Genomic DNA, 21,680 nt, shown 5'->3' on the forward strand with positions numbered 1-21,680 from the left:
ATAAATTAAATTTGTATTATGAAAAAATATTCTTCCAAAAGAAGTATTCAGATACTTGCACACCTTCTTCAGCAATACGGAATTTCAGATATCATTGTTTCCCCGGGATCCAGAAATGCACCTTTGGCGATTCATTTTTCAGAGATCGACAGTTTCAACTGTTACAGTATTGTGGACGAAAGAAGTGCGGCTTTTGTAGGAATGGGAATGGCGATAAGCGAGAAAAAACCGGTTGCCGTTACCTGTACAAGCGGTTCAGCCTCTGTAAATTATTATCCGGCGATTACGGAAGCTTTTTATTCCAATATTCCGCTTTTGGTGTTAACTGCTGACAGACCAACGGATTATGTGGATATTTTCGACGGACAGACGATCCGGCAGAATAATCTTTTTCATCAGCATTCTTACGGAGATTTTCAGCTTTTGGAAGACGGAAAGGAAAATGCGGAAGACATTAATTTTGATATCATTAAAAAAGCCATTGAACTTTGTATTGAAAAACAGGGTCCGGTTCACATCAATATTCCTCTCGAAGAACCTTTGTATGAATTGATTTCTGAATTGCCGACTTTCCCGACGGTTGAAAAAACAATCAAACAGAAAGAATATGAAATTCCTTCTAACCTTATTGCAGACTGGAATACTTCGCAAAGAATCATGATTCTTGTCGGAACCAAAGATCACAGTCCGGAATTAGAGAATCAGTTAACACAATTGGTTAAAAATCATACGGTTGTGGTGTTGAGCGAAGCGAATTCAAATTTATACCACGAAAAATTTTTCAGGCATATCGACCGGTATGTTTTCAATTTCACGGAAGAAGATTTTAAAATGTATGCGCCTGATTTGCTGATTACAGTGGGACAAAATGTTGTTTCCAAAAAGGTGAAACAGTTTTTAAGAAAAGCTAAACCCAAACAGCATTGGCATCTTGATCCTGTCTGGCAACCCGATACCTATTTTGCTCTGACTGAAAAAATTGAGGTAAAGCCGGAAATTTTCTTTTCTAAATTATTGAAATTCGTTAATCTCGAGCCTAAACCTTATTTTAACCTTTGGGATGTTTTAAGAGATAAAAAAGATGCAAAACATGAAAAGTTTTTAAATTCCGTAGATTTTTCAGATTTTTATTTTTTCAATAAAACGGCACAGATTGTTCCTGAAAATTACAATATTCATTTCAGCAACAGTTCAGCAATACGCTATGCACAGCTTTTCGATTACGGCAAAAGAAGAATTTACTGCAACAGAGGAACAAGCGGAATCGATGGTTCAACTTCTACGGCAATGGGCTTTGCAATCAAAAATTCTAATCCTACCTTGTTGATTACCGGAGATTTAAGTTTTTTCTATGACATTAACGGACTTTGGAATCAGTACATTCCTCCGTTTGTAAGGATTATGATTTTCAATAACGGCGAAGGAAATATCTTCAAAATTATTCCGGGACCGGGAAATGCCAATCCGAATACGTTAGACGAATTTATCGCTACAAAACATCATAAAAATGCCGAGTATTTAGCCAAACATTTCGGATTCTCCTACACAAGAGTAGATGAAGAGGTAACTTTAGACCGTGTTCTTGAAAATTTCTTTAAACCGGATGTTCAGCCTAAAATATTGGAAATCAACACGCAGGCATTGCATAATGCTGATATACAAAAATCGTATTTTAACTTTCTGAAAGAAAATTAAAGATCTAAATATTCTTCATTTCCGGGTAAATTGATAATCCTGTCCAAAGGATAAATGAAATTTTCATCAAAATCATTCATCGCGTTAATGATTTGGAAATGAGAAAATTGCTTGATGTTCTGTAAAGTGATCTCGGTTTCTTTTACTTTTTTGTGTTTTAAAAGATTTTGTCTCTGTACACCATTCAGAAGATACGTTGAAGGAGTAAACCAGTCTTTTCCTTTTAAAAATAAAAGGTTGGAGTAGGAAGTATCTGTAATGTGATTGTTTTTAACGATGATGATTTCTTCGGCTTTGGATTTTATCTTCATCTTTTCGAGCTCTTTCCGGTCTTCAAATTTAAAAGAATAATCGTAGCTGTTGTTTTCAACCAGCTGAAAATCGTCAATTTCAGGAATCGCATAAGGAATCATCTGAGTGCGGATTTTCTTATCAAGATCATACACGATTCTCAGCTTGAAAAGTCCGTCCTCATCATGCTCAAGATGTTTATAAATCTTGGCAATATCTATGGTACCTTCCTTTCCAAAATGGGCGAAAGTCTGGTCTACACGCTTTTGATGAAATTCCAATAAAAAAATTTCCTGATCTTCTACTTTAATGCTTTCAATGAATTGGGACATAGATTTTGTTTTTCATTTCCTGATATTCGTCTTCTAACCTGCTCATGTGTGTAATTCCGCCTCCGCTTTTAAAGAAAAGTTCTTCTCCTTCTTTTTCAATAAAACGGATCATTACACAACTGTCGACATTTTTTCCGTCAAACCAACCGCAAACGCCTGTATAATATCCTCTTTCATAACCTTCTGCATCCAGAATGATTTCCAGTGTTTTAGGTTTTGGAGCTCCCAAAATAGAACCTGCAGGAAGCAGTTTTTTCATGATGCTTCCCAGTTTTCCATTAAATTCAGGTTTGATGTTTCCTGAAATTTCGGAACTCATGGCATATAAATCTTTTTGCTTTGTTTTGATGAAATCGATGTACTGAAATTTGTCAACTTTCACATCGTCTGCCACCATGCTCAGATCATTCCGGAGCAAATCTACCACTGTGTAATGCTCGGCTTTCTCTTTTTTATCATTTTTAAGAATTTCCGCTGCATTATCCAGAGAGGCGTCAATAGTGCCTTTCATGGGATAGGTAAAAATTTTTCCGTCGTTGATCTTTACAAAAGTTTCAGGAGAAAAAAATACGAAAAAATCTTTATAAAAAACTTTATATTTCGCCGAAGAATGATAAAATATTTCTTTTAGTGTTAAATTCGTCTCAATTTTAGTTTTTCGGGTATAATTTACCAGATAAGAATTTCCGAAGCGAATATTTTTCTGAACTTTATCGAATCCTGTTTTAAAGCTTTCCAAAGTTTCAGGATAAGAAATCCATTCTAATTTTTTGTTTAAATGAGGCTCTGTTTCTATGTTTGAAAAGTTTTGAAAATCAATTAATAAGCCCGAATTTTTAATTTCATCTTCTTTAAAGATTTCAACATTCTCCGTAAGAAAATCAATGATAAAAAAGTAGGGAACTTTCTGTAGTGAAAGTTCATCCATTTCTATAAATTTTTGATGATTCGCCGAAAACATTCCGCAAAAGTAATTATTGATGTTTACTTTTGCACAAAATTTTTTTAATGGAAAACAAATATCCACAGAAACCGGGATTAGATTTTATACTGAAGCAGGCATTTTTCTACTGGAATAAGACGCTGATTTTTCAGCTGATGTTTTCGGTGCTTTACTTTGCCATATTTTTCACCTCTATGTTTTTCTTTGCAGAAAAATTCGGGGTATTGGAGCAGCAACAGCAACTTATCGAAGCCTATCAAAACGGGATGGATGCTTATCTGGCAAAAGCGGCGGAACTTGGACAAGCGGATAATTCTCGGTATTTCAGCTATGCTTTACTGGGAACACTGGTTTTCCTTTACCCTTTAAATCTTGGGTTTTTTCAGATTTTCAGAAAGATTGATTTAAAAGAAAAAATTGAGATCAGTGATTTACTGGCGGGTTACAACGGAACGAACTTTTTCAGATATATTTCGTACGGTCTGTTTTGGTTTTTGATCTATGCCATGATCTTTAATACCTTAATTTTGCCTGTTATCTGGGTTTGCATTACGATTTTTGTAGCACCGATGATGTTTTTCATGAACCGAACCATCTTCGAATCGATTTCTTTAAATTTTAAAGCGCTGAAGATGTATTTTCTGGAAATATTTGTGTGTGTGATGGTTGCGGTAATTTTTAAATACATAGGATTTACCCTGTTTTTTGTAGGAGGTTTATTTACATTTCCTTTCTGGAATGCGATGATTTATTCGCTTTACAAAACCATTTTCTCCGAAAAGGAATAAATTTGGAGTGATTTTAATATTATTTCTGCCAAAAAAAGATTAATTTGGTAGTAACAACATTAAAAAATCACACCATGTCAGAATTTGATGAATTTGATCAGCAGGGTTCTGTTCCGGAAAGGAATACAGGATCTATTATTTCTCATGCTTTCGAAATCTATAAAGGAATTTTTCTTTATGCGATTGCTGCAATGATCGTTTATGTAATTGGCGATTTTGTATTACAGTCTGTTACAGGTTATAATTCCTGGGAAGGCTTTAGCGGTTTCAAAGATATTGAGGATGGCGATTTTTCTCAATATAATTATTTGACCCGACCGGGAGCTTCTTTGTATTATTCTGTTTCGAGTGTTTTTGGCATTTTGTTTTCTCCTATTTACGTTGGATTAATTTATATTGCCAATAAGTTTAATACTAAAAATGCAATAGAATTTTCTGATCTGTTTATAGGGTATCGTCAAAATTTAGGAAATATCCTTCTGTACTGCTTATGCACTACAATTATTTTTGGTATTTCCGCAGCACTGTGCGGGATCCCTTTCTTGTTTGTTTATCCACTTTTTCTTTTAGGTTATCCTATTCTTTTGTTTGAGAATGCAAATGCAATAGATGCAATCAGCAAGACTTTTAACATCGCAAAAGAAAATTACGGTACGTTTTTAGGTGCAGGTCTGTTGGGCGGATTAATTAGTATAAGCGGAATTGTTCTTTGCTGTATAGGCATCATAGCTACTTTTCCGTTTATCATGATCGTAATGTATTCTACTTACTGTGCACATTTAGGAAAACCAAGACAAATAATAAACAACTAATGAATAAAAATGAACAAATAAGCAGCGTCAAAATAAAGCAGGTGTTTCTGCTGGCAATTATTTTGATATTGGCGGCATTAATCTGTTATAATCTTACTCTTTTTATCCCTTCCGTATTGGGAGCAATCACCATATATGTGGTGTGCAGGAGATATAATTTTTATCTGCAGGAAGAAAAAAAGTGGAAACCGTGGCTTGCCTCATTAACGCTGATGTTTGCGAGTCTGGTTATTCTCATTCTCCCGATTTATTTTATAGGAGATCTTTTAATTGAAAAATTAGGAAATGCGCAGGCTTACATGGATAAGTTTAATGTATTTCTGGAAAAAATTCATACCTATATTTTCGATAAAGTAGGGTTTGATATCTTAAGCAAAGAAAATATGGATAAGCTGAAAAGCAGCGTAGGACAGTTTTCTACAAAAGCCCTCAGTGGAACTTTTAATACAATGACGGTAGTTATGTCGGTGTATTTTATTCTTTACTTCATGTTGGCAAAACCTCGCTTTTTTGAAAGAATTCTATCCTCTTCAGCTCCTCTGAAAAGATCCAATGTATCTATGATCGGAGAGAAAATGAGAAAGCTGATTATGGCAAATGCGATCGGAATTCCCGTTGTTGCTCTCGGACAAGGAATTGTTGCTTTAGTGGGATACTTCATTTTTGGCGCACCAAGTCCGGTTTTGCTTTTTGCATTAACGGCGGCAGCTTCTATGATTCCCGTTGTGGGAGCGGCAATTGTTTATGTTCCTGTCTGCGTTTATATGATTGCGGAAGGAAACACCGGAGCGGGACTTGGGCTGGCTGCCTATTGCCTTATTGTTGTCGGATTAACAGATAATGTGCTGCGTTTTACCCTTCTGAAAAAGCTAGAAGACATTCACCCTTTAAATACGGTTTTCGGAATTATTATGGGAATGAATTTATTCGGTTTTATGGGGCTGGTTTTTGGTCCTATTTTAATTTCATTAACTTTGCTTCTGATTCAGGTATACAGAAACGAATTTTCGGATGATGATACTCCTGATCTGCAGTTACCGGGTAAAGATGATGCCCTGGAGCAAAAAATCGATTTAATGGTATAAAATGGAAGACGGAATAAACCCTGAAATTTTAAAAGAAATCAGTTTCTTAAAAATGCCTTTCGGGAAATACGAAGGAACAGTTCTCGCGGATCTGCCGATAAGCTATCTGGAATGGTTTGCCAGAACAGGAATGCCCAAAGGAAAGTTGGGAATGCAGTTATCAACAGTTTACGAAATAAAATTAAACGGTCTAATGGATTTGCTGACTCCAATTCGGGGAGGAACGGTGAATTTTGAAAAACCTAAAACAAAAACGTATAAATTTTAGCATAAAGTTTCGGCGGCATCTTCGATGCCGCCGAAACTTTTTTCAAATAGATGCTATCTATAAGTATGTTTTCAGCTAATTAATTGATTTTTCAGTAGTATGCTTCAATTTTAATCTAAAGAATTATCAGAGAAATAAAAGAGAAAAAGCCTGAATTCATTAAATTAGAAAGTTTAATTTCATTATTACCTATTAAGCTTAACCCCAGAGTTGTTTATTTTTTTTGTTTTGCCTCTGAAGGTTTAGTTTTTCTGCATGCACATTCATGATGTTTGTTTAGATATTCAATGGTTGATCTGCACATTTTTTCTAAAACAGAAAGATGGATATCAGATAATTTTTTTACATAAATACACGATTTTCCCATTCTATATTTTCCAAGTTCTTCCAGTAAATATTGGGTTTCTTCAGTTGGAGAAAATACATATAGTGAAAATGCGGATTTACGAGGTGAGAAGCTGATCAGAGGCATATCTCCTGCATGTCCGCTTTCGTATTTATAATGATAACTGCCAAATCCAATAATTGCGGAGCCCCACATTTTGGGTTCAAATCCAGTCCAGTCATTCATTAGCGAGATCAGTTTAAAACTTTCCTCTTTCTTTTGTTCATTTTCCACATAGGAGTTGATGAAATTTGTAACATTTACTTCTGTTTCGACTGTTTTATTTTGGGGCATAGAAAATTATATTTTACAATTAATAATTTATTCCTTCAAAGCAGCAATTTCATCCCTTAATTTCGCGGCTTTAATGAAATCAAGATTTTTCGCAGCGGTTTCCATTTCCTTCTGCTTTTGCGCGATTACTTTTTCCATATCTTCAGAAGTGTAGCTTGCTTTGGCTTCAGCAACTTTCTGTAAAATTTCTTTTTGTGTATATTTTTCATCCGGAAAATCTTTGCTTCTTCCGACAAGGCTTTCAGAAATCTTCTTATTTAAAGCCACCGGAACTTTGCCGTGTTCTTCGTTGTACTGCATTTGTTTTGCACGGCGGTATTCAGTCTCATCGAGTGTTGCCTGCATCGATTTGGTGATCTTATCAGCGTACATAATCGCTCTTCCGTTAAGATTTCTCGCGGCACGACCAACGGTTTGGATCATCGATCTTCGGCTTCTCAACATCCCTTCTTTATCCGCATCCAGAATCGCTACTAAAGACACTTCCGGTAAATCCAGACCTTCTCTCAATAAATTTACCCCGATTAAAACATCAAAAAGTCCCACACGCAGATCCTGCATGATCTGGATACGTTCCAAAGTTTCTACATCGGAATGGATGTACCGTGTTCTGATCCCGAATTTGGTAAAATATTTTGTTAATTCCTCCGCCATTTTCTTGGTTAACGTCGTTACCAGAACCCTTTCATCAAGATCCGCTCTTTTCTGGATTTCCTCCATTAAATCATCAATCTGATTCAGTGTTGGACGGATTTCTATAATCGGATCTAAAAGTCCGGTCGGTCGGATAATCTGCTCAATATAAGCACCTCCTGTTTTTTCAAGTTCATAATCCGCAGGAGTTGCCGAAACATAAATAACCTGATTCTGAATGGCTTCAAATTCTTCAAATTTCAAAGGACGGTTATCCATTGCGGCAGGAAGCCTGAATCCGTATTCCACCAAGGCCTCTTTACGGCTTCGGTCGCCTCCGTACATCGCATGAACCTGCGGAACCGTAACGTGACTTTCATCAATCACCATCAAATAATCTTTAGGGAAATAATCCAATAAACAGAAAGGTCTTGTTCCCGGCAATCTTCCGTCGAGATACCTCGAATAATTTTCAATTCCGGAACAGTAACCCAGCTCTTTAATCATCTCCAAATCGAGTTCGGTTCTTTCCTGTAATCTTTTGGCTTCCAGTGGTTTTTCAATAGAATTGAAAAAATCAACCTGCTTTACTAGATCATCCTGAATATCGCGGATTGCGCCGTTCAAAGTTTCTTTTGAGGTTACAAAAAGATTGGCAGGATAAATCTGAATCTGTTCAAAAGCTCCTGTCACATTTCCCGAAACCGGATCAAAACTCTGGATTTTTTCAATTTCATCCCCGAAAAACTGAATTCTGATTGCGTTATCCGCATAAGCCGGGAAAACATCAATCACATCTCCCTTTACACGGAATGTACCTCTTTGGAATTCGTTTAATGTTCTGGAATATAGTGCATTAACTAAAGAATGAAGAAGTGCGGTTCTGGTCACTTTTTCACCAATCGCAATGGAAATTAAAGATTTGTGAAATTCTGTCGGGTTTCCGATACCATAAATGCATGATACGGAAGCAACAATCAGAACGTCCCGTCTTCCGGAAAGTAAACTCGCAGTTGCGGAAAGTCTTAGTTTTTCAACTTCTTCGTTGATACTCAGGTCTTTTTCGATGTAAGTTCCGGTTGTGGCAATGTAAGCTTCCGGCTGATAATAATCGTAGTAACTTACAAAATATTCAACGGCATTTTCAGGAAAGAATTCTTTAAACTCCATGAAAAGCTGTGCCGCTAAAGTTTTGTTGTGAGCTAAAACCAAAGTCGGTTTCTGTACATTCTGCACCACATTGGCAACGGTAAATGTTTTTCCGGATCCGGTAACTCCCAAAAGCGTTTGGTATTTTTCCCCGATTTCGATTCCTTCGGTGAGCTTTTCTATCGCTTGTGGCTGATCTCCGGTAGGTTTATATTCTGATTGAAGTTTAAAATTCATAAAAATTGTGATGTTATCCTAACAAAAATACGAAAGAAATATTTGACATCGGGAACTATTTCACACCACAGATTCATTAAAATAGACGAATGACTATATGTAAAACAAAAACAGCACCCAATCTGAATGCTGTTTTTATTTTTGAAAAATCGATCCTAATTTTGAAAAGACATCGTTAGTGGAATTCTCATTCTGTAGCGAACTTGTTTTCCGTCTTTTTCAGCAGGTTTCCAGGTTATATTTTCATTGGCTTTTTTGAAGGAATTCACTGCCTCTGTATTAAATGCTTCATTGTTTCCCGTGGCTTTAACATCGGCAATATTTCCGTCTTCCAGAACAGTGTAGTTGATTTCAGTTCTGTACGTTTCTTTGCTTACATTAACTTTATTTCCGTCAAAAGATTTTGAAATATTATTCCTTAATTCATTAATCCCTCCCGGATATTGAGGAAGCAGTGTGGGCTCTTCTTTTACCGTTTCATTTGTTGTACTTTGTGAAGTTTCCTGCTTTACTATTGTGTTTTTACCCTCTTTTGGTCGGATGGTATCCTGAACTTCTTTTTCAGTATTTGCTTTTTTTAAAAGTTCTGCAACGTTCTCAGTTTCGTTATGTAAAGCATCATTTTTGAAAACATTACTATTTTCTTCATTATTTTCAATGATCTGATCTTTCACCGGTTCTGATATTGTTTCCTGTGTTTTTTCGATCATCTTTTCGATTGGAGTTGCATAGGTTCTCTGCACAAACAGTCCGAAAGCAATCATTAAAACAGGAATACTTATTACTTTTTTTAAGTCTGTAATTTTTGATTTTTTGGCGTTCATCATAATAAATCGTTTTTTGGTGTTTTTGAAATTGAATGTATGGGTAAGGTTATAGTTTTGGCTTGAAATAATTTCCTCCAGAATTAAATTCTGATAGTCTTTTATGGTAAAATCATTTTTTAAGACAGATTCGTCCGCCAGAAATTCATGATTGGTAATCATTGCTTTTTTGTAGAAATACACAGACGGATTGAACCACGTAAAAGCCTTTATGATTTCAACAATAATAATATCAATGCTGTGTTTCTGTTCCAGATGACTCTTTTCGTGAAGAAATATTCTGGAATCTAATTTGTTGTCAATCAGATAGTTTTTTCCTAAATAAATCGTATTCCAAAAGCTGAAAGGCGAAATAGGTTCATTTGTGATGATGATATTTTGATTCTGATAGATCATTTTTTCACCCTTCAGATTTTTAATTTTTAAATATGAAATAATAGTTCTTATCAGGAAAATCAATGTTACGATTCCGTACAATATCCAGATCAGATTCATCCAGTTAAAACTTTCCTGTTTCGGCGTAATGTCCATAACCTGTTGTGTTGCTTCAATCGTTTTCTGCAAACGATTAACAGGTTTTTGAGCTTCCGATTGAATGGAAATGAACGGAACGGTGCAAGAAAATACAAGGGAAAACAAAAGGTAAAACCTATTGAAACCATACATTTTCTCCTTCTGCAAAAACACGTAATATACGGTCAAAAGCAAGGAAGAACACAGAATTATTTTTAAAACGATCATCATTTTTCGTCGATTTGCTGGTCGATAATTTCACGGAGTTCTTTCAGTTGTTTTTGGGAAAGCTTTGCATTGGACGTAAAAAACGATGCAAACTGCGTTACGGAACTGTTGAAAAAACGGTCAATCATGGAAGTCATTTCTTCTTTGAAATAAGCTCCTTTCGCGATCTTTGGATAATATTCGCGGGAATTTCCATACAATTTGTAGCCAACAAAATCCTTATTTTGCATTCTTTTCAGAAGGGTGGCAATAGTTGTAGTGGCAGGTTTGGGTTCAGGGTAGGATTCTAAAATGTCCTTCATGAAAACTTTTTCTTTTTCCCAAAGAATTTCCATGAGATCTTTCTCAGAATCGGTCAGTTTTATTTCTTTCATATTCTACGGATTGTTATTTGTTTCTACAAATGTAGAATAAAAATTTAAACCACCAAATTTTATGGCATTATTTTTCCATTTGAAATTAAAATAATAATCCTAATTCAATGAAAATCAGTAAATTTTATATTTCAGCAATCAGTTTAATTCTCCTGTTTTCATCATGCAAAGAAAATAAACTTAATGCCCAAAAGCTCGGAAAAGACGGAAGCGTAGAAACGAAAGAGCCTAATTCTCCCGAATATAAACCTGCTTTTGCCGGACAGACCAGAATAAAAGCTGTAAAAACCTCGACGCCTTACAAGGTTGAAGTTTTAAATAAAGATCTTGGAAAACCTTGGGGAATTGTCAATTTACCGGACGGAAGATTTTTAATTACGGACAAAAGAGGATATATGAATGTGGTTTCTGCCGACGGAAAAGAAATTTCAAAAATCGAAGGCTTCCCGAAAGTAGATTCCAAAGGGCAGGGCGGAATGTTAGACGTAGCTTTAGATCCTGATTTTAAAACAAACAATATCATTTATTTCAGTTTTTCAGAACCTTATGAAAATGGAAATCATACTGCGGTTGCAAAAGGAAAACTTTCTCAGGATTTAAAAACGATTTCTGAAATAAAAGTAATTTTCAGAGCAACTCCAACGTACGACGGAGACAAGCATTATGGAAGCCGATTGGCGTTTGATAAAGACGGAAATCTGTTTGTAAGTACAGGAGAAAGATCAGATAAGCAAACCAGAGTTTATGCTCAGAGAACAGATAATTATTTAGGTAAAATCTTAAAAATAACGAAAGAAGGACAGCCGGCTACCGGAAATCCTTTCATGAGAAAAACAGGATTTAAACCTGAAATTTATGCGTACGGAATCAGAAATCCGCAAGGTCTTGCAATCGATCCGAATGGAAATTTGTGGGATGTAGAAATGGGACCGAGAGGCGGAGATGAGATCAATCTAATAAAACCCGGGAAAAATTACGGTTGGGGAGATGTAACCTATGGAATCGAATATTCCGGAGATAAAATCAACAATGGGACAACTCAAAAAGCGGGAACAGAACAGCCTGTTTATTACTGGGATCCTGTGATTTCGCCAAGCGGAGTTACGTTCTATACCGGAAATATCGACGAATGGAAAGGAAATCTGATGATCGGCTGTTTAAGTGGAGAACACATCAACCGAATTGTAATGAAAGATAACAAAGTGGTGGGTGAAGAAAGGCTTCTGGAAGATCAGAACGAAAGATTCCGCGATGTTCTCAATGCAAGCGACGGAAATTTGTACGCTGTTACGGACAGCGGAAAATTGTATAAAATTTCTAAAAAATAAATAGTTTTAACCGAACAAATAAGGACTTCTGAATTTACGGAAGTCCTTATTTATTATTGGTATAAAGATTAAAATTTAAAATTAAATCTTGCAAAAACCTGTCTTCCTGCAAATCCCATCTGTACAGGATCAAAAATACCTCCCGATTCTGTATTTCCGGCTGAAGCCGCCTCTTTTTGCAATGTAGGATATCGGTTGAAGAGATTTTTGCTTCCGATCGTCAGATGAATATTTTTTGAAAATTCGTAGCCGAAAGAAAGATCCGCAGTTACTTTTGGATTGTATATTTGGTAATCATCCGGTCCGTTGTAGCCTACCAGAGTCACTTTATCAAATCTTACCAACTGTAAATTAGCATTGAATTTACTAATCTTATAATTCAGGTTTAAATTGATCTTCGTTTTTGGTGCAGAAGCTAAAATAAAAGCTCTTTCTCTCGGGCTGAGATAAATGTCTTCTTTTCCTTTCAGCCTGTCGGAAGTATTCACTTTTGTGATCTCCATTTCATTGTAATTTCCGGCTAACGTTGCGGTCAGTTTTCCTTTTCCGATATTTTCGTTAAAACTTAAAATAACATCAACTCCTTTAGTTCTCGTGTCTATTGCATTGGTGAAAAACTGCGCCTGATCGATACGGTTTTCAATTAAAATATTTCCAATCGCATCATCATCCTGCGAGAAATTTCCTGTTAAAACAATTCTGTCTTTTACCTTGATGTAGTAGCCGTCAACTGTTGCTGTAAATTTTCCGGTGTTAAAAGTGAATCCTGCACTTCCATTCACAGAAGTCTCCTGTTTAAGCTGCGGAATTCCGACTGCTTTTGCCAGATTACTGTCATTAGATGCCAGTTGAATGGTAACCAGACTTCCTCCCTGAAAATTCGTAAACTGCAGGCTGTAATATTTCTGAGCCAGAGACGGCGCTCTGAAGCCGGTAGAAAAAGATCCTCGGAATGCAAACTGTGGTGTTATTTTGTATCGTGTTGCAAGTTTTCCGTTCAAAGTGCTTCCAAAATCATTATAATTTTCGAATCTTCCGGCAACACTTACCATCCAGTTTTTGGTAATATCGAGTTCAGTATCTACATACGCTGCAAAATTATTTCTGGACTTGTTAATTTCCTGAGAATATCCGGGAAAACCCTGAGAACCACCCGGTCTTACATCTCCGCTTAAAGGATTGATTACCAGTAATGTTGAGGGGGTATTTGCCGTCACGACATTTCCATTCACATCATACATCGCGTAAGAAGCTTCTTCTCCTTTGATGATATTGAATTTTTCATATCTGAATTCTGAACCGAATGCCACATTCAGCCCTTCCAGAACCGAAAACTGTCGGGTTGCATTGAAACCTGTTGTATTCTGCAGCAGAGAATGTCCTCCCGCATCAAAACTCGTAGGTGATCTTACGCCTAATGTCGCATTGATGGTATGATCGATCTGATAGGTAAATCTGTTGCTTCCAAACGCATTATACGCATCCACTTCCCAGTCTGCCACTTTAAATTTTAAGCCATTGTCAAAAGTAAAATCTGAAATGCTTGTATCCTGAACGGGATTAAAACCATTAGGATAAACCTGCGGAATATTTCCGTCTGCATCCGCGCTTCTTGTCCATGCATAAGCGTCTGTATTTCTGTGCGAAAAGCCCTGTCTGGAATAAAATTTTAAATTATCGGATATTGGAATTTCAATATTTCCGAAAAAATAAAAATTCTGTGATTTTGCATCCCCGAATCTTTGTCTCGGAGCATCATATTTTTCAGGATTGGCATTACGGATGGCATATTCTTTATTGACAAATTCTGCCGTAAAATTTCCGAAACCACCTTTAGAACCTATTTTTGTTCCGTAGTTTCCATAAAAATCAAAAGTATTTCCGTCTATTTTTCGGTCAGAAACCACATCTTTATCTCCCGGACTTTTAAAAAGATTCACTCCATAAAAAGCATTGCCTTCAAAACCATGATTACGGTCATTTAAAATAACGTTGATTACTCCTGCAATCGCATCCGAGCCATATTGCGCCGATGCTCCGTCACGAAGAACTTCAATTCTTTTTATCGCACCTACAGGAATCGTATTCATATCCGATCCTGTATTTCCACGGCCTTTTGTACCAAAAAGATTGATTAATGAAGACTGGTGGTATCTTTTTCCGTTGAGCAAAAGCAAAGTCTGATCGGGACCAAGTCCTCTTAATGTTGCAGGATCTACTGCATCCGCTCCGTCTGATCCGGATTGTTTATTGGAATTGAATGAAGGCGCTGAAAACTGTAAAAGCTGGTTGACTTCAATCTGCCCTGTTGACTGGCTTACCTGCTTAATGTCGATGATGTCAATCGGAACCGGAGTGTCTACAACTGTTCTTTTTTTATTCCGGCTTCCCGTAATGGCAACCTCATCAATTTTTCCTTCTTTTGATATGGTGTCATTAATCTGTTGAGAATACAGAACGGAAGAAGCTCCAAGAAAAAAGGCACTTATGTATTTAATTTTCATATTGTATTAGATTTAAATTAGCAATTATATCAAAAATATTAATTTTTGTTTTTAAATCATTAATAAAATATGGTTTTGTTTGATAAATGTATTTAAATTAAATAAAAATTATGATATCATGGAAAAAATGAAGGGTATTTTAAATAAAGAAAAAAAGTTTCCGGGAAAAAGTTTTAGCCTTTTTAATTAAATCGCAAAAGCAGTTAAGTCTGAAATTAGGGTAACACATATTTGAAAAAAAAACGGATTCAAGTTTTATTGAATCCGCTTCTGTATTTTTTAAAAACTATTGATTATTCTGTTCAGTCCTTCGGTGAGGATTTCCTGTGAGGTTGAAAAACAGATTCTTACGTGTCCTTCAGCGCCTTTTCCGAACCATCGTTCCGAGCCGGGAACAATCGCTACTTTTCCTTCTTTTAAAACGTGCTGTGCAAATTCGTCACTCGACATACCGTTGTTGATTTTAGGAAAAATAACAAAAGTGGCTTCGGGAAGATTAGGAATTAGAACGCCCGAATTGCTCAGCATACTGTGGGCTAAATCTCTGTTGTGCTGTAAATGCGTAAGAAAATCATTAAACCACGGTTTTGCTTTATCAATGGCAACGCTTGCTGCAATCTGCGATAATGTAGAAACACCTTCAATGGTAGAATTGAACATGGATTTTTCTGTGAAATCATCCATTAATTCCTGATCATTGCATAAAACGGCACCAATTCTCAATCCTGCAATTCCGAATGATTTTGAAAATCCGAAAACGGTAAAACTTTTCTTTTTAGCATTCTCGGAAACAGAAGAGTAGGTGTTGAATTCTTTTTTATCATACACAATATCGCTCCAGATTTCATCGCTCATCACCCAAAGATCATGAGCTGCCGCAATGTCTGCAATCTTCTGTAAAATTTCTCTGGAATATATTCTTCCGACTGGATTGTGAGGATTACAGATGCTGATGAGTTTTGTTTTCGGAGAAATTAAAGAGACCAACATTTCAAAGTCGATATCTCCGGTTTTAGAATCTACTGCGCACAATTTAATGTTTCCGCCAACCGAATCCACTGTCTTTTTGAAAAGGAAATCTACCGGATCAAAAATGATGGCTTCATCTCCGGGATTCAGTACATATTTGGCAACCATATACATTCCCATCGCGGCACTGTTTACAGCCAGCACATTTTCTGGTGTAAAGCTTCCTTTTTTACCGGTGTTAAAATGCTCTGCAACACTTTTTTTGAACTCAGGAAGTCCAGAGAAAGGACCATAGCTTAAATAGCCGTCCTTAATGTATTCTATGATTCCGTTTTCTATTTCTTTAGACATTCTGAAGTCCGGATCTGCCGCTGTTAAAGGGATAATTCCTTCTTCCAGAGTTGCCCATCTTCCATTGTAGGCCTTTCTTTTTAAAGCTTCAAAATTGATATCGTTGTTTGTAAACATTTTATTTGTATGAAATGGGTAAAGTGTTTTTAGGCTGCTCGTTCAGAGGTAAAAGGAATTGTTCCAGCAGGGCTCTTCCGTTTTTGATGTGGATTTCGATTTCAGATTTCCGGTCTTCTTCGTATTTGCTGAAGGTTTCCTGAAGATCATTTCCTTCGGCTAAAAGTTGGGTTAAAGTGAAAGAGTCTTTCAACGCTGAGGTAACGCCCTGACTTGTAAAAGGAATCAGCGGATGTGCTGCATCGCCGATGAAAACAACATTCTGATGATAAAAAGGATTTAATTTTTCAAGCTCATAAACTCTCCAGATGTGTGCATTTTCATAGCCTGAACCTTCGATGATCGATGAAATCAGAGGATTCCAGTTGCCAAAATTATCCAGCATAAACTGCTTGATGCAATCCGGAGTGTAATCTTCGTTGATGAAATGTTTGGTGATATCAAACTGGCAGTACCAAAGTATTTTTGAGGATGAAAGTTTTAAAACGCCAAAAGTAAGTCCGCCGTTTTCATGATGGAATTTCAGAAAATTGCTTTCGATTTTGCCTGCCAGTTCTTCGTTTTCAATGATGTTTACCACTTCATTTTCCAGAACGGCTTTCATGATTTCATCCTGAAAAATAGTTCTTCTGATGCGGCTTCTTGATCCGTCTGAAGCAACAACCACATCTGCTTCCAGAATAGTATTTTCGTCCAGCGTAATTTCTGCTTTTCCCTCCGAAAATCCATTCAGTGCAACCGTTGAATTGTAAGAAATTTTATCTGAAGGAATTCCTTTGGCAAGAATCTCGATCAGGGCGCTTCTGGAAACTACAAAAACATCATCCAGATCTTTTTCGGAAAGCATTTCTCCGCTTTGGTTATAATGGATGTATTTTTTCAGAAAACTTCCTTTTGCGTAAAGGTCATTAATATCAATAATGGCTGAAAGATGTTCAATTCCTTCTTTGGGAAGGATAAATCCGTGTCCTTTCAGATCATTTGGGGTTCTTCTTTCGTAGAGATGATAGTCGATATTATTTTTTTCCAAATAATTTGCCATACTCAGACCGGATACACCGGCTCCTATGATTGCAACTTTGCCCATCTTTTTATTGTTGTTAGTTTTGTTTTAATTTGTAAAATTTTCATTAAAAATGAATAATCTGCGAAAAAAAATTATTCTAAAATCAGATGTATTCTTTTAATGAAACAGGATAAATGTTTTCTTTAGTGCTGTATTCAGCTAAATAAAGAAAATGATCGCAGAGAAGATCTTCTGCAATAGTATTTAAGTAAAAAAGAAAGACTATTCCGGTGCCTTGAAAATATTATCATCGGAATGGAACCCTGCAACACCGCCGCTTACCGCAAATTTCATTGCCGAAGCCGCTGTCATCCCTACAACGGGTTTAATGTTTTTTTCTTCGGTAACGATTACCCATCCCGAAATAGCATAAGAATGGGGAAGATAGACCGCTACATAATTGTGTTTTTCAACGTCTGCCATTTCTTTTTGTGTTAAAAAACCAATTCTCCATATTTCAGGATTTTCGTTGGTTTTTACCCAGACAGGATCATTGAATTTTTTCTTGTCTCCTACAAATGAGGACATTACATCTTTTGTTGGAGTATAAATATGTTTTACGCCCGGAGTTTTTTCAAGAAGACGGTCCATAGAATCGAAAAAGAACTTTCCGACAACGAATTTGTTTCCTAAAAACCCAAGAAGTGCCGTAATTAAAATGGTTGAAATAAAAACCAGCCCCGGAATTTCCTTGGCAACAGAAGGAATAATATTATCAATAGACGTTACAACATACCAGATAACAAAAATTGTCAGCCCGATCGGACCGATAATCACGAGTCCCTGAAAGAAATTTTTCAGGAAAAAATTGGCAATATTTTCAAACGTCAGTTTTTTCAATGTATCTTTTTTTATCCGTGGATGGTTTCGCCTTTTCCGTAAGACTGAATGACTTTGGCTTCATATTCCAGCCATTCTTCCCAGCGTTTGTTTACTTTTTCTTCGTCTCCGAGCTGTCTTGCAAACCCGATGAAGGTGGTGTAATGGTTGGCTTCCGAAATCATCAGTTCTCTGTAGAAGGTTTTAAGCTCTTCATCTTTAATATTTTCAGTCAGAACTTTAAATCTTTCGCAGCTTCTGGCTTCGATCATGGCTGCAAAAAGCATTTTATCGACAATAAGATCATCTCTGTTACCGCCTTTCTGGATAAAATTCACCAGTTCGTTTACATAATCGTCTTTTCGGGTGCGTCCGAAAGTATAGCCTCTTTTTTTAATAATCTCATGAACCTGACGAAAATGCTCCAGCTCTTCCTGCGCAATCGCAAGAAGTTCCGTTACAATTTCCGGATATTCAGGAAGCATGGTAATTAACCCTATTGCATTGGTAGCGGCTTTTTGCTCGCACCAAGCATGATCCGTTAAAATTTCTTCGATGTTTCCTTCAGCAATATTTGCCCACCTTGGATCGGTAGGAAGTTTCAACTTAAACATGTTTTAAAATTTTCTGTAAAATTAAAATAATTTGCGATACGATTAAAGTTTATTTAAACATTCAGAATGTTTAAAAAATATTTTTCTTAATAATTTAAAAATCTTGGTATTTAATTTGTTTTAACTAAGAAACCAAATTAAAAATATAAACAATGGAAACTATTACCACTTTAAAATCTAAAGCAGGAGCTATACTTTCAGCAATGCTTATTCTATTCATGTCGGCTTTCAGCTTTGCTCAGGAAACAGCAACGGGCGGCGGAACAGTAACCACTGAACAAACAACCACCACGACAACAGAATGGTACACCAATCCAACGTACATCATTATCGGAGCTGTTGTTCTAATCGTTATTGTTGCCCTTATTGCAAGAGGCGGAAGAAGCAGAGATTAATGAGAAGCCGTTTTGCTTCTTAAAAATTCTAATATTTTCCAACCCCATTCATCAACTTTTTCAAGTAGCTGAAATGATGAATGCCAGAATAATATTGATCCCGTAAATTAAAATCATTAAAATCCACCAAGGCATATTTCCCTTCATTGGAACGACTAAAAAGTAAACCAGTGAAGAACTTATTCCTTGTGCAAAATAGAAAAATATCGCGTTTTTACCAATGTAGGTCACCACATTTTCTTTTGTGATCTTTAACCGGTTATAAAAAACAAAAAGCGTTACCAAAGAGAAGAAAGTCCAGATAATGTACGGAATTTGTGGCGGAAATTTATTTTTATTGATTTTGTAAAATATTTCCTGTCCGTAAAAACCGAACAGTCCTGCCAGTGCAACCGCAACCAATCCGTATAATACAGGAATCATCCTGTCCGGAATTTTCTTGCCTTTCATTCTGTTACCAATTAGGAATACAGTCATGTAAAAAGCAACATATCCTACCTGTCCCGAAGGATAAATTTCCGGAAAAATATTAAATAATAAGGTTAATCCGGCACAAAGTCCGATGAACCAGTTAACATGTTTCGGAAAGAATTTTAATATTAAAACTCCGAAAACCGTTAAAATATAATAGACTTTTAAATACCAGAAGCTCCCCATTACCACAGGGAAAGTATCTGCATTGGTGTATTGGTGAAGATACCAGTTGCCCAAATTTTCCCATTGCGGAGCGGTAGAAATACTTGTGGTAGCATACTTTGATCCGAAGGTTGAATAAAAATTCTGCAGCCATTCCAGAGAAAAGAAAGTGAGCCCGAAAACTTTAAAGAAATAATCCAGAAAGAAGAGGAAGGTTACAAAAATCATATACGTGATCTGCAGTTTCAGCAGTCTGTACAATGTTTTTTCGATATTGGAACCGGATGTAATTCCACTCAAGGCATAAAACAGGGCAACATCGAAAACTAAAGAGAAAACCCTTACTTCCGGCTGAATATAAAACTGTCCCGACCAGAAAGCGGTATGGATAAAGATAATGGAAATGGTAGCCAGTCCTTTTGCGAAATCAATATAGAGGTCTCTGTTCATTTGTTACGTATGATGCTTCAAAAGTAAGAAACTTTAAGAATATCCGGATAAAGAAAAGAGACAGGAATAATGTCCTGCCTCCCGAGAAAGATATTTCAAAAATGATGATTTACTTTAAGTTTTTAAATTCTTCAGCAGAAATTTCGCCGGTCTGAATTTGTTTCAGCTCATCAAGATACTGCTTCATGTAAGCATCAAGTTCCGGATACTGGCTGTTTTTTGCCATTTTGTAGGTTCCGTTTAAAACTCCCTGATAATAATAGAAGAAGTTGTAATCGAAATCTGCTGCACTAAGGCTGTACTGTCCTAATAAAAATCCCAGACGAACTGCGGATCTTCTCTGCGGAGGCGTTCCGTGGTGTCCCGGACTTGTGGTCTGATAATCTCCGATGCTCTGTGCAAATTCATAAGCGGCTGCAATCTGTGCAAAACTTGTCTGGTTGTAACCGTTGGGTCTTCTCAGGTAATATCCTGCAAAGCCGTCTGCTTCCAGTTCGTTGGGTCTTGCTGTGGATTCTGTTACCGTAGGAAGTCCGAAAATATACTGTAACTGGTGACCATACTCATGGGCAAGGATCATTGCATTTACAATATCTCCTCCTTTTGCTTTTGCATCATAATAAATGGCATAGCCGTAATAAATTTTTCCTGTAGAATACGAAATGGCATTGTAGGTAGAGTTAAAATTTGAGGGATCATTCACAAACCTTAAGGTTGGATTGCTTCTTCCCCACATACTGGCAATTTTTGTCATTTGGGAATTCATAAAGTTGGTGTCTGCAGAATTCTGTAGTGAAGTAAGCAACACAGATGAAGAACTCCAATACTGATCTACGTAATAACAAACTTTTTCAAGAGCATTCGGCTGTTCCGGTTTCAGGTTTTCTGCCTGTTGTTCTGGCTGTACAGGCGTTTCCATGGTGTCGTCGTTACATGCTGACAAAGAAAGTGCAGCGATGGTTCCCAAAAGAATCGGGAATTGGATTTTTCTTTTCATATATATAAATATTTTGGTGAAAACGAAGATATAAATTTAAACGGAATTTCATATCACTTTATTGTGAAAAATTATTCAAAACATAGTTAAAATTTTATTTTAAAAAAGATTGAATTGAATTTGAACAGATTAGAAAATATTTCTTATATTTGCACCTCGAAATAACTAAAAATCTATAAACAATGTTTGCAATTGTAGAAATAGCAGGGCTTCAATACAAAGTTGAGCAAGACCAGAAGTTGTTTGTAAACCGTTTAAAAGGAGATAAAGGAGGAAAAGTATCTTTTGATAAAGTACTTCTTACTGTAAACGGAGCAATCACGGTAGGCGCCCCAGCTGTAAGCGGAATCACTGTAGAAGCAGAGATCCTGGATCATGTAAAAGCTGATAAAGTAATCGTTTTCAAAAAGAAAAGAAGAAAAGGTTACAAAGTGAAAAATGGTCACAGACAATCTTTAACTCAAATTCAGATTACTGGTATTACAGGATTTGAAGGAGCTAAAAAAGCAGAAAAACCTGCTAAAAAGACAACTAAAAAAGCTGACGCTGAGGCAACTGAAAGCGTAGAATAATTTTTTAAACC

Annotated in this window: 20 protein-coding genes and 1 pseudogene; 8 read left to right on the forward strand and 13 right to left on the reverse strand. The window is 36.4% G+C overall.

Annotated elements, in window-relative coordinates; translation table 11 throughout:
* Nucleotides 1–18: 18 nt before the first annotated feature.
* Complete coding sequence (gene menD / locus PFY09_RS13580; RefSeq protein ID WP_271160058.1) at nucleotides 19–1,695, forward strand: 2-succinyl-5-enolpyruvyl-6-hydroxy-3-cyclohexene-1-carboxylic-acid synthase; 1,677 nt, start codon at nucleotides 19–21, stop codon at nucleotides 1,693–1,695.
* Here the strand turns inward: menD and PFY09_RS13585 are convergent.
* Both PFY09_RS13585 and PFY09_RS13590 read right to left on the reverse strand, forming a co-directional pair.
* A complete protein-coding gene (locus tag PFY09_RS13585; RefSeq protein ID WP_271160059.1) occupies nucleotides 1,692–2,318 on the reverse strand; it encodes an aminotransferase class IV in 627 nt (208 codons plus the stop codon). The genes menD and PFY09_RS13585 overlap by 4 nt on opposite strands.
* Complete coding sequence (locus PFY09_RS13590) at nucleotides 2,302–3,279, reverse strand: aminodeoxychorismate synthase component I (RefSeq protein ID WP_271162350.1); 978 nt, start codon at nucleotides 3,277–3,279, stop codon at nucleotides 2,302–2,304. Before PFY09_RS13590 ends, PFY09_RS13585 begins: the two co-directional genes overlap by 17 nt.
* Before the next feature lie 47 nt (nucleotides 3,280–3,326).
* On the opposite strand from PFY09_RS13590, the gene PFY09_RS13595 reads away from it, so the two are divergent.
* The 4 genes from PFY09_RS13595 (at nucleotide 3,327) to PFY09_RS13610 (ending at nucleotide 6,214) form a co-directional block, all read left to right on the forward strand.
* Nucleotides 3,327–4,049 (forward strand): hypothetical protein, encoded by a 723-nt coding sequence (locus PFY09_RS13595; RefSeq protein ID WP_271160060.1) that lies wholly within the window; start codon nucleotides 3,327–3,329, stop codon nucleotides 4,047–4,049.
* Nucleotides 4,050–4,123: 74 nt separating this feature from the next.
* The gene (locus PFY09_RS13600; protein ID WP_256039204.1) at nucleotides 4,124–4,861 is read left to right on the forward strand and encodes a beta-carotene 15,15'-monooxygenase; all 738 of its coding nucleotides are present in this window, start codon (nucleotides 4,124–4,126) and stop codon (nucleotides 4,859–4,861) included.
* Nucleotides 4,861–5,946, forward strand: coding sequence for an AI-2E family transporter (locus PFY09_RS13605; protein ID WP_271160061.1), 1,086 nt, complete (start codon nucleotides 4,861–4,863; stop codon nucleotides 5,944–5,946). Before PFY09_RS13600 ends, PFY09_RS13605 begins: the two co-directional genes overlap by 1 nt.
* Nucleotides 5,947–5,959: 13 nt before the next feature.
* The gene (locus PFY09_RS13610) at nucleotides 5,960–6,214 is read left to right on the forward strand and encodes a DUF3820 family protein (RefSeq protein ID WP_271162351.1); all 255 of its coding nucleotides are present in this window, start codon (nucleotides 5,960–5,962) and stop codon (nucleotides 6,212–6,214) included.
* 214 nt (nucleotides 6,215–6,428) lie between these two features.
* Here PFY09_RS13610 and PFY09_RS13615 read toward each other — a convergent pair whose 3' ends face one another.
* The 4 genes from PFY09_RS13615 to PFY09_RS13630 form a co-directional block, all read right to left on the reverse strand.
* Complete coding sequence (locus PFY09_RS13615; RefSeq protein ID WP_271160062.1) at nucleotides 6,429–6,893, reverse strand: DUF1801 domain-containing protein; 465 nt, start codon at nucleotides 6,891–6,893, stop codon at nucleotides 6,429–6,431.
* Between the two features lie 27 nt (nucleotides 6,894–6,920).
* Nucleotides 6,921–8,912, reverse strand: coding sequence for an excinuclease ABC subunit UvrB (uvrB, locus tag PFY09_RS13620; RefSeq protein WP_271160063.1), 1,992 nt, complete (start codon nucleotides 8,910–8,912; stop codon nucleotides 6,921–6,923).
* A gap of 155 nt (nucleotides 8,913–9,067) precedes the next feature.
* A complete protein-coding gene (locus PFY09_RS13625) occupies nucleotides 9,068–10,300 on the reverse strand; it encodes a M56 family metallopeptidase (RefSeq protein ID WP_271160064.1) in 1,233 nt (410 codons plus the stop codon).
* A 176-nt stretch (nucleotides 10,301–10,476) separates the two neighbouring features.
* A complete protein-coding gene (locus PFY09_RS13630; protein WP_076391278.1) occupies nucleotides 10,477–10,851 on the reverse strand; it encodes a BlaI/MecI/CopY family transcriptional regulator in 375 nt (124 codons plus the stop codon).
* A gap of 107 nt (nucleotides 10,852–10,958) precedes the next feature.
* On the opposite strand from PFY09_RS13630, the gene PFY09_RS13635 reads away from it, so the two are divergent.
* Entirely contained in the window at nucleotides 10,959–12,179 is a 1,221-nt protein-coding gene (locus tag PFY09_RS13635; RefSeq protein ID WP_271160065.1) for a PQQ-dependent sugar dehydrogenase, read from the forward strand.
* 68 nt (nucleotides 12,180–12,247) lie between these two features.
* On the opposite strand, the gene PFY09_RS13640 is transcribed toward PFY09_RS13635, so the two are convergent.
* The 5 genes from PFY09_RS13640 to miaE all read right to left on the reverse strand — a co-directional run bounded on the left by PFY09_RS13640 (nucleotide 12,248) and on the right by miaE (nucleotide 18,619).
* A complete protein-coding gene (locus PFY09_RS13640) occupies nucleotides 12,248–14,683 on the reverse strand; it encodes a TonB-dependent receptor plug domain-containing protein (protein ID WP_271160066.1) in 2,436 nt (811 codons plus the stop codon).
* 279 nt (nucleotides 14,684–14,962) lie between these two features.
* Entirely contained in the window at nucleotides 14,963–16,120 is a 1,158-nt protein-coding gene (locus PFY09_RS13645) for a pyridoxal phosphate-dependent aminotransferase (RefSeq protein WP_271160067.1), read from the reverse strand.
* Nucleotide 16,121: 1 nt separating this feature from the next.
* The gene (locus tag PFY09_RS13650) at nucleotides 16,122–17,207 is read right to left on the reverse strand and encodes an FAD-dependent oxidoreductase (protein WP_271160068.1); all 1,086 of its coding nucleotides are present in this window, start codon (nucleotides 17,205–17,207) and stop codon (nucleotides 16,122–16,124) included.
* A 201-nt stretch (nucleotides 17,208–17,408) separates the two neighbouring features.
* Nucleotides 17,409–18,026 (reverse strand): DUF502 domain-containing protein, encoded by a 618-nt coding sequence (locus PFY09_RS13655; protein WP_076391288.1) that lies wholly within the window; start codon nucleotides 18,024–18,026, stop codon nucleotides 17,409–17,411.
* A gap of 11 nt (nucleotides 18,027–18,037) precedes the next feature.
* Complete coding sequence (gene miaE / locus PFY09_RS13660) at nucleotides 18,038–18,619, reverse strand: tRNA-(ms[2]io[6]A)-hydroxylase (protein ID WP_076391290.1); 582 nt, start codon at nucleotides 18,617–18,619, stop codon at nucleotides 18,038–18,040.
* 152 nt (nucleotides 18,620–18,771) lie between these two features.
* On the opposite strand from miaE, the gene PFY09_RS13665 reads away from it, so the two are divergent.
* Nucleotides 18,772–19,014, forward strand: coding sequence for a hypothetical protein (locus PFY09_RS13665; protein WP_076391292.1), 243 nt, complete (start codon nucleotides 18,772–18,774; stop codon nucleotides 19,012–19,014).
* On the opposite strand, the pseudogene PFY09_RS13670 reads toward PFY09_RS13665, so the two are convergent.
* A pseudogene (locus PFY09_RS13670) lies at nucleotides 19,011–20,100 on the reverse strand (acyltransferase family protein). The gene PFY09_RS13665 and the pseudogene PFY09_RS13670 overlap by 4 nt on opposite strands.
* Before the next feature lie 109 nt (nucleotides 20,101–20,209).
* Nucleotides 20,210–21,097 (reverse strand): neutral zinc metallopeptidase, encoded by an 888-nt coding sequence (locus PFY09_RS13675; RefSeq protein ID WP_271160069.1) that lies wholly within the window; start codon nucleotides 21,095–21,097, stop codon nucleotides 20,210–20,212.
* A 182-nt stretch (nucleotides 21,098–21,279) separates the two neighbouring features.
* Between PFY09_RS13675 and rplU the strand changes: the two genes are divergently transcribed.
* The gene (rplU, locus tag PFY09_RS13680) at nucleotides 21,280–21,669 is read left to right on the forward strand and encodes a 50S ribosomal protein L21 (protein ID WP_271160070.1); all 390 of its coding nucleotides are present in this window, start codon (nucleotides 21,280–21,282) and stop codon (nucleotides 21,667–21,669) included.
* Nucleotides 21,670–21,680 lie beyond the last annotated feature (11 nt).

It is taken from the genome of Chryseobacterium gambrini (genome assembly GCF_027920505.1).
Classification (GTDB): Bacteria; Bacteroidota; Bacteroidia; order Flavobacteriales; family Weeksellaceae; genus Chryseobacterium; species Chryseobacterium gambrini.

Coding starts and splice junctions, on each gene's coding strand:
- menD (WP_271160058.1), top strand. CDS start 19: ATGAAAAAATATTCTTCCAAAAGAAGTATTCAGATACTTGCACACCTT.
- PFY09_RS13585 (WP_271160059.1), bottom strand. CDS start 2,318: ATGTCCCAATTCATTGAAAGCATTAAAGTAGAAGATCAGGAAATTTTT.
- PFY09_RS13590 (WP_271162350.1), bottom strand. CDS start 3,279: ATGTTTTCGGCGAATCATCAAAAATTTATAGAAATGGATGAACTTTCA.
- PFY09_RS13595 (WP_271160060.1), top strand. CDS start 3,327: ATGGAAAACAAATATCCACAGAAACCGGGATTAGATTTTATACTGAAG.
- PFY09_RS13600 (WP_256039204.1), top strand. CDS start 4,124: ATGTCAGAATTTGATGAATTTGATCAGCAGGGTTCTGTTCCGGAAAGG.
- PFY09_RS13605 (WP_271160061.1), top strand. CDS start 4,861: ATGAATAAAAATGAACAAATAAGCAGCGTCAAAATAAAGCAGGTGTTT.
- PFY09_RS13615 (WP_271160062.1), bottom strand. CDS start 6,893: ATGCCCCAAAATAAAACAGTCGAAACAGAAGTAAATGTTACAAATTTC.
- uvrB (WP_271160063.1), bottom strand. CDS start 8,912: ATGAATTTTAAACTTCAATCAGAATATAAACCTACCGGAGATCAGCCA.
- PFY09_RS13630 (WP_076391278.1), bottom strand. CDS start 10,851: ATGAAAGAAATAAAACTGACCGATTCTGAGAAAGATCTCATGGAAATT.
- PFY09_RS13635 (WP_271160065.1), top strand. CDS start 10,959: ATGAAAATCAGTAAATTTTATATTTCAGCAATCAGTTTAATTCTCCTG.
- PFY09_RS13640 (WP_271160066.1), bottom strand. CDS start 14,683: ATGAAAATTAAATACATAAGTGCCTTTTTTCTTGGAGCTTCTTCCGTT.
- PFY09_RS13645 (WP_271160067.1), bottom strand. CDS start 16,120: ATGTTTACAAACAACGATATCAATTTTGAAGCTTTAAAAAGAAAGGCC.
- PFY09_RS13650 (WP_271160068.1), bottom strand. CDS start 17,207: ATGGGCAAAGTTGCAATCATAGGAGCCGGTGTATCCGGTCTGAGTATG.
- miaE (WP_076391290.1), bottom strand. CDS start 18,619: ATGTTTAAGTTGAAACTTCCTACCGATCCAAGGTGGGCAAATATTGCT.
- PFY09_RS13665 (WP_076391292.1), top strand. CDS start 18,772: ATGGAAACTATTACCACTTTAAAATCTAAAGCAGGAGCTATACTTTCA.
- PFY09_RS13675 (WP_271160069.1), bottom strand. CDS start 21,097: ATGAAAAGAAAAATCCAATTCCCGATTCTTTTGGGAACCATCGCTGCA.
- rplU (WP_271160070.1), top strand. CDS start 21,280: ATGTTTGCAATTGTAGAAATAGCAGGGCTTCAATACAAAGTTGAGCAA.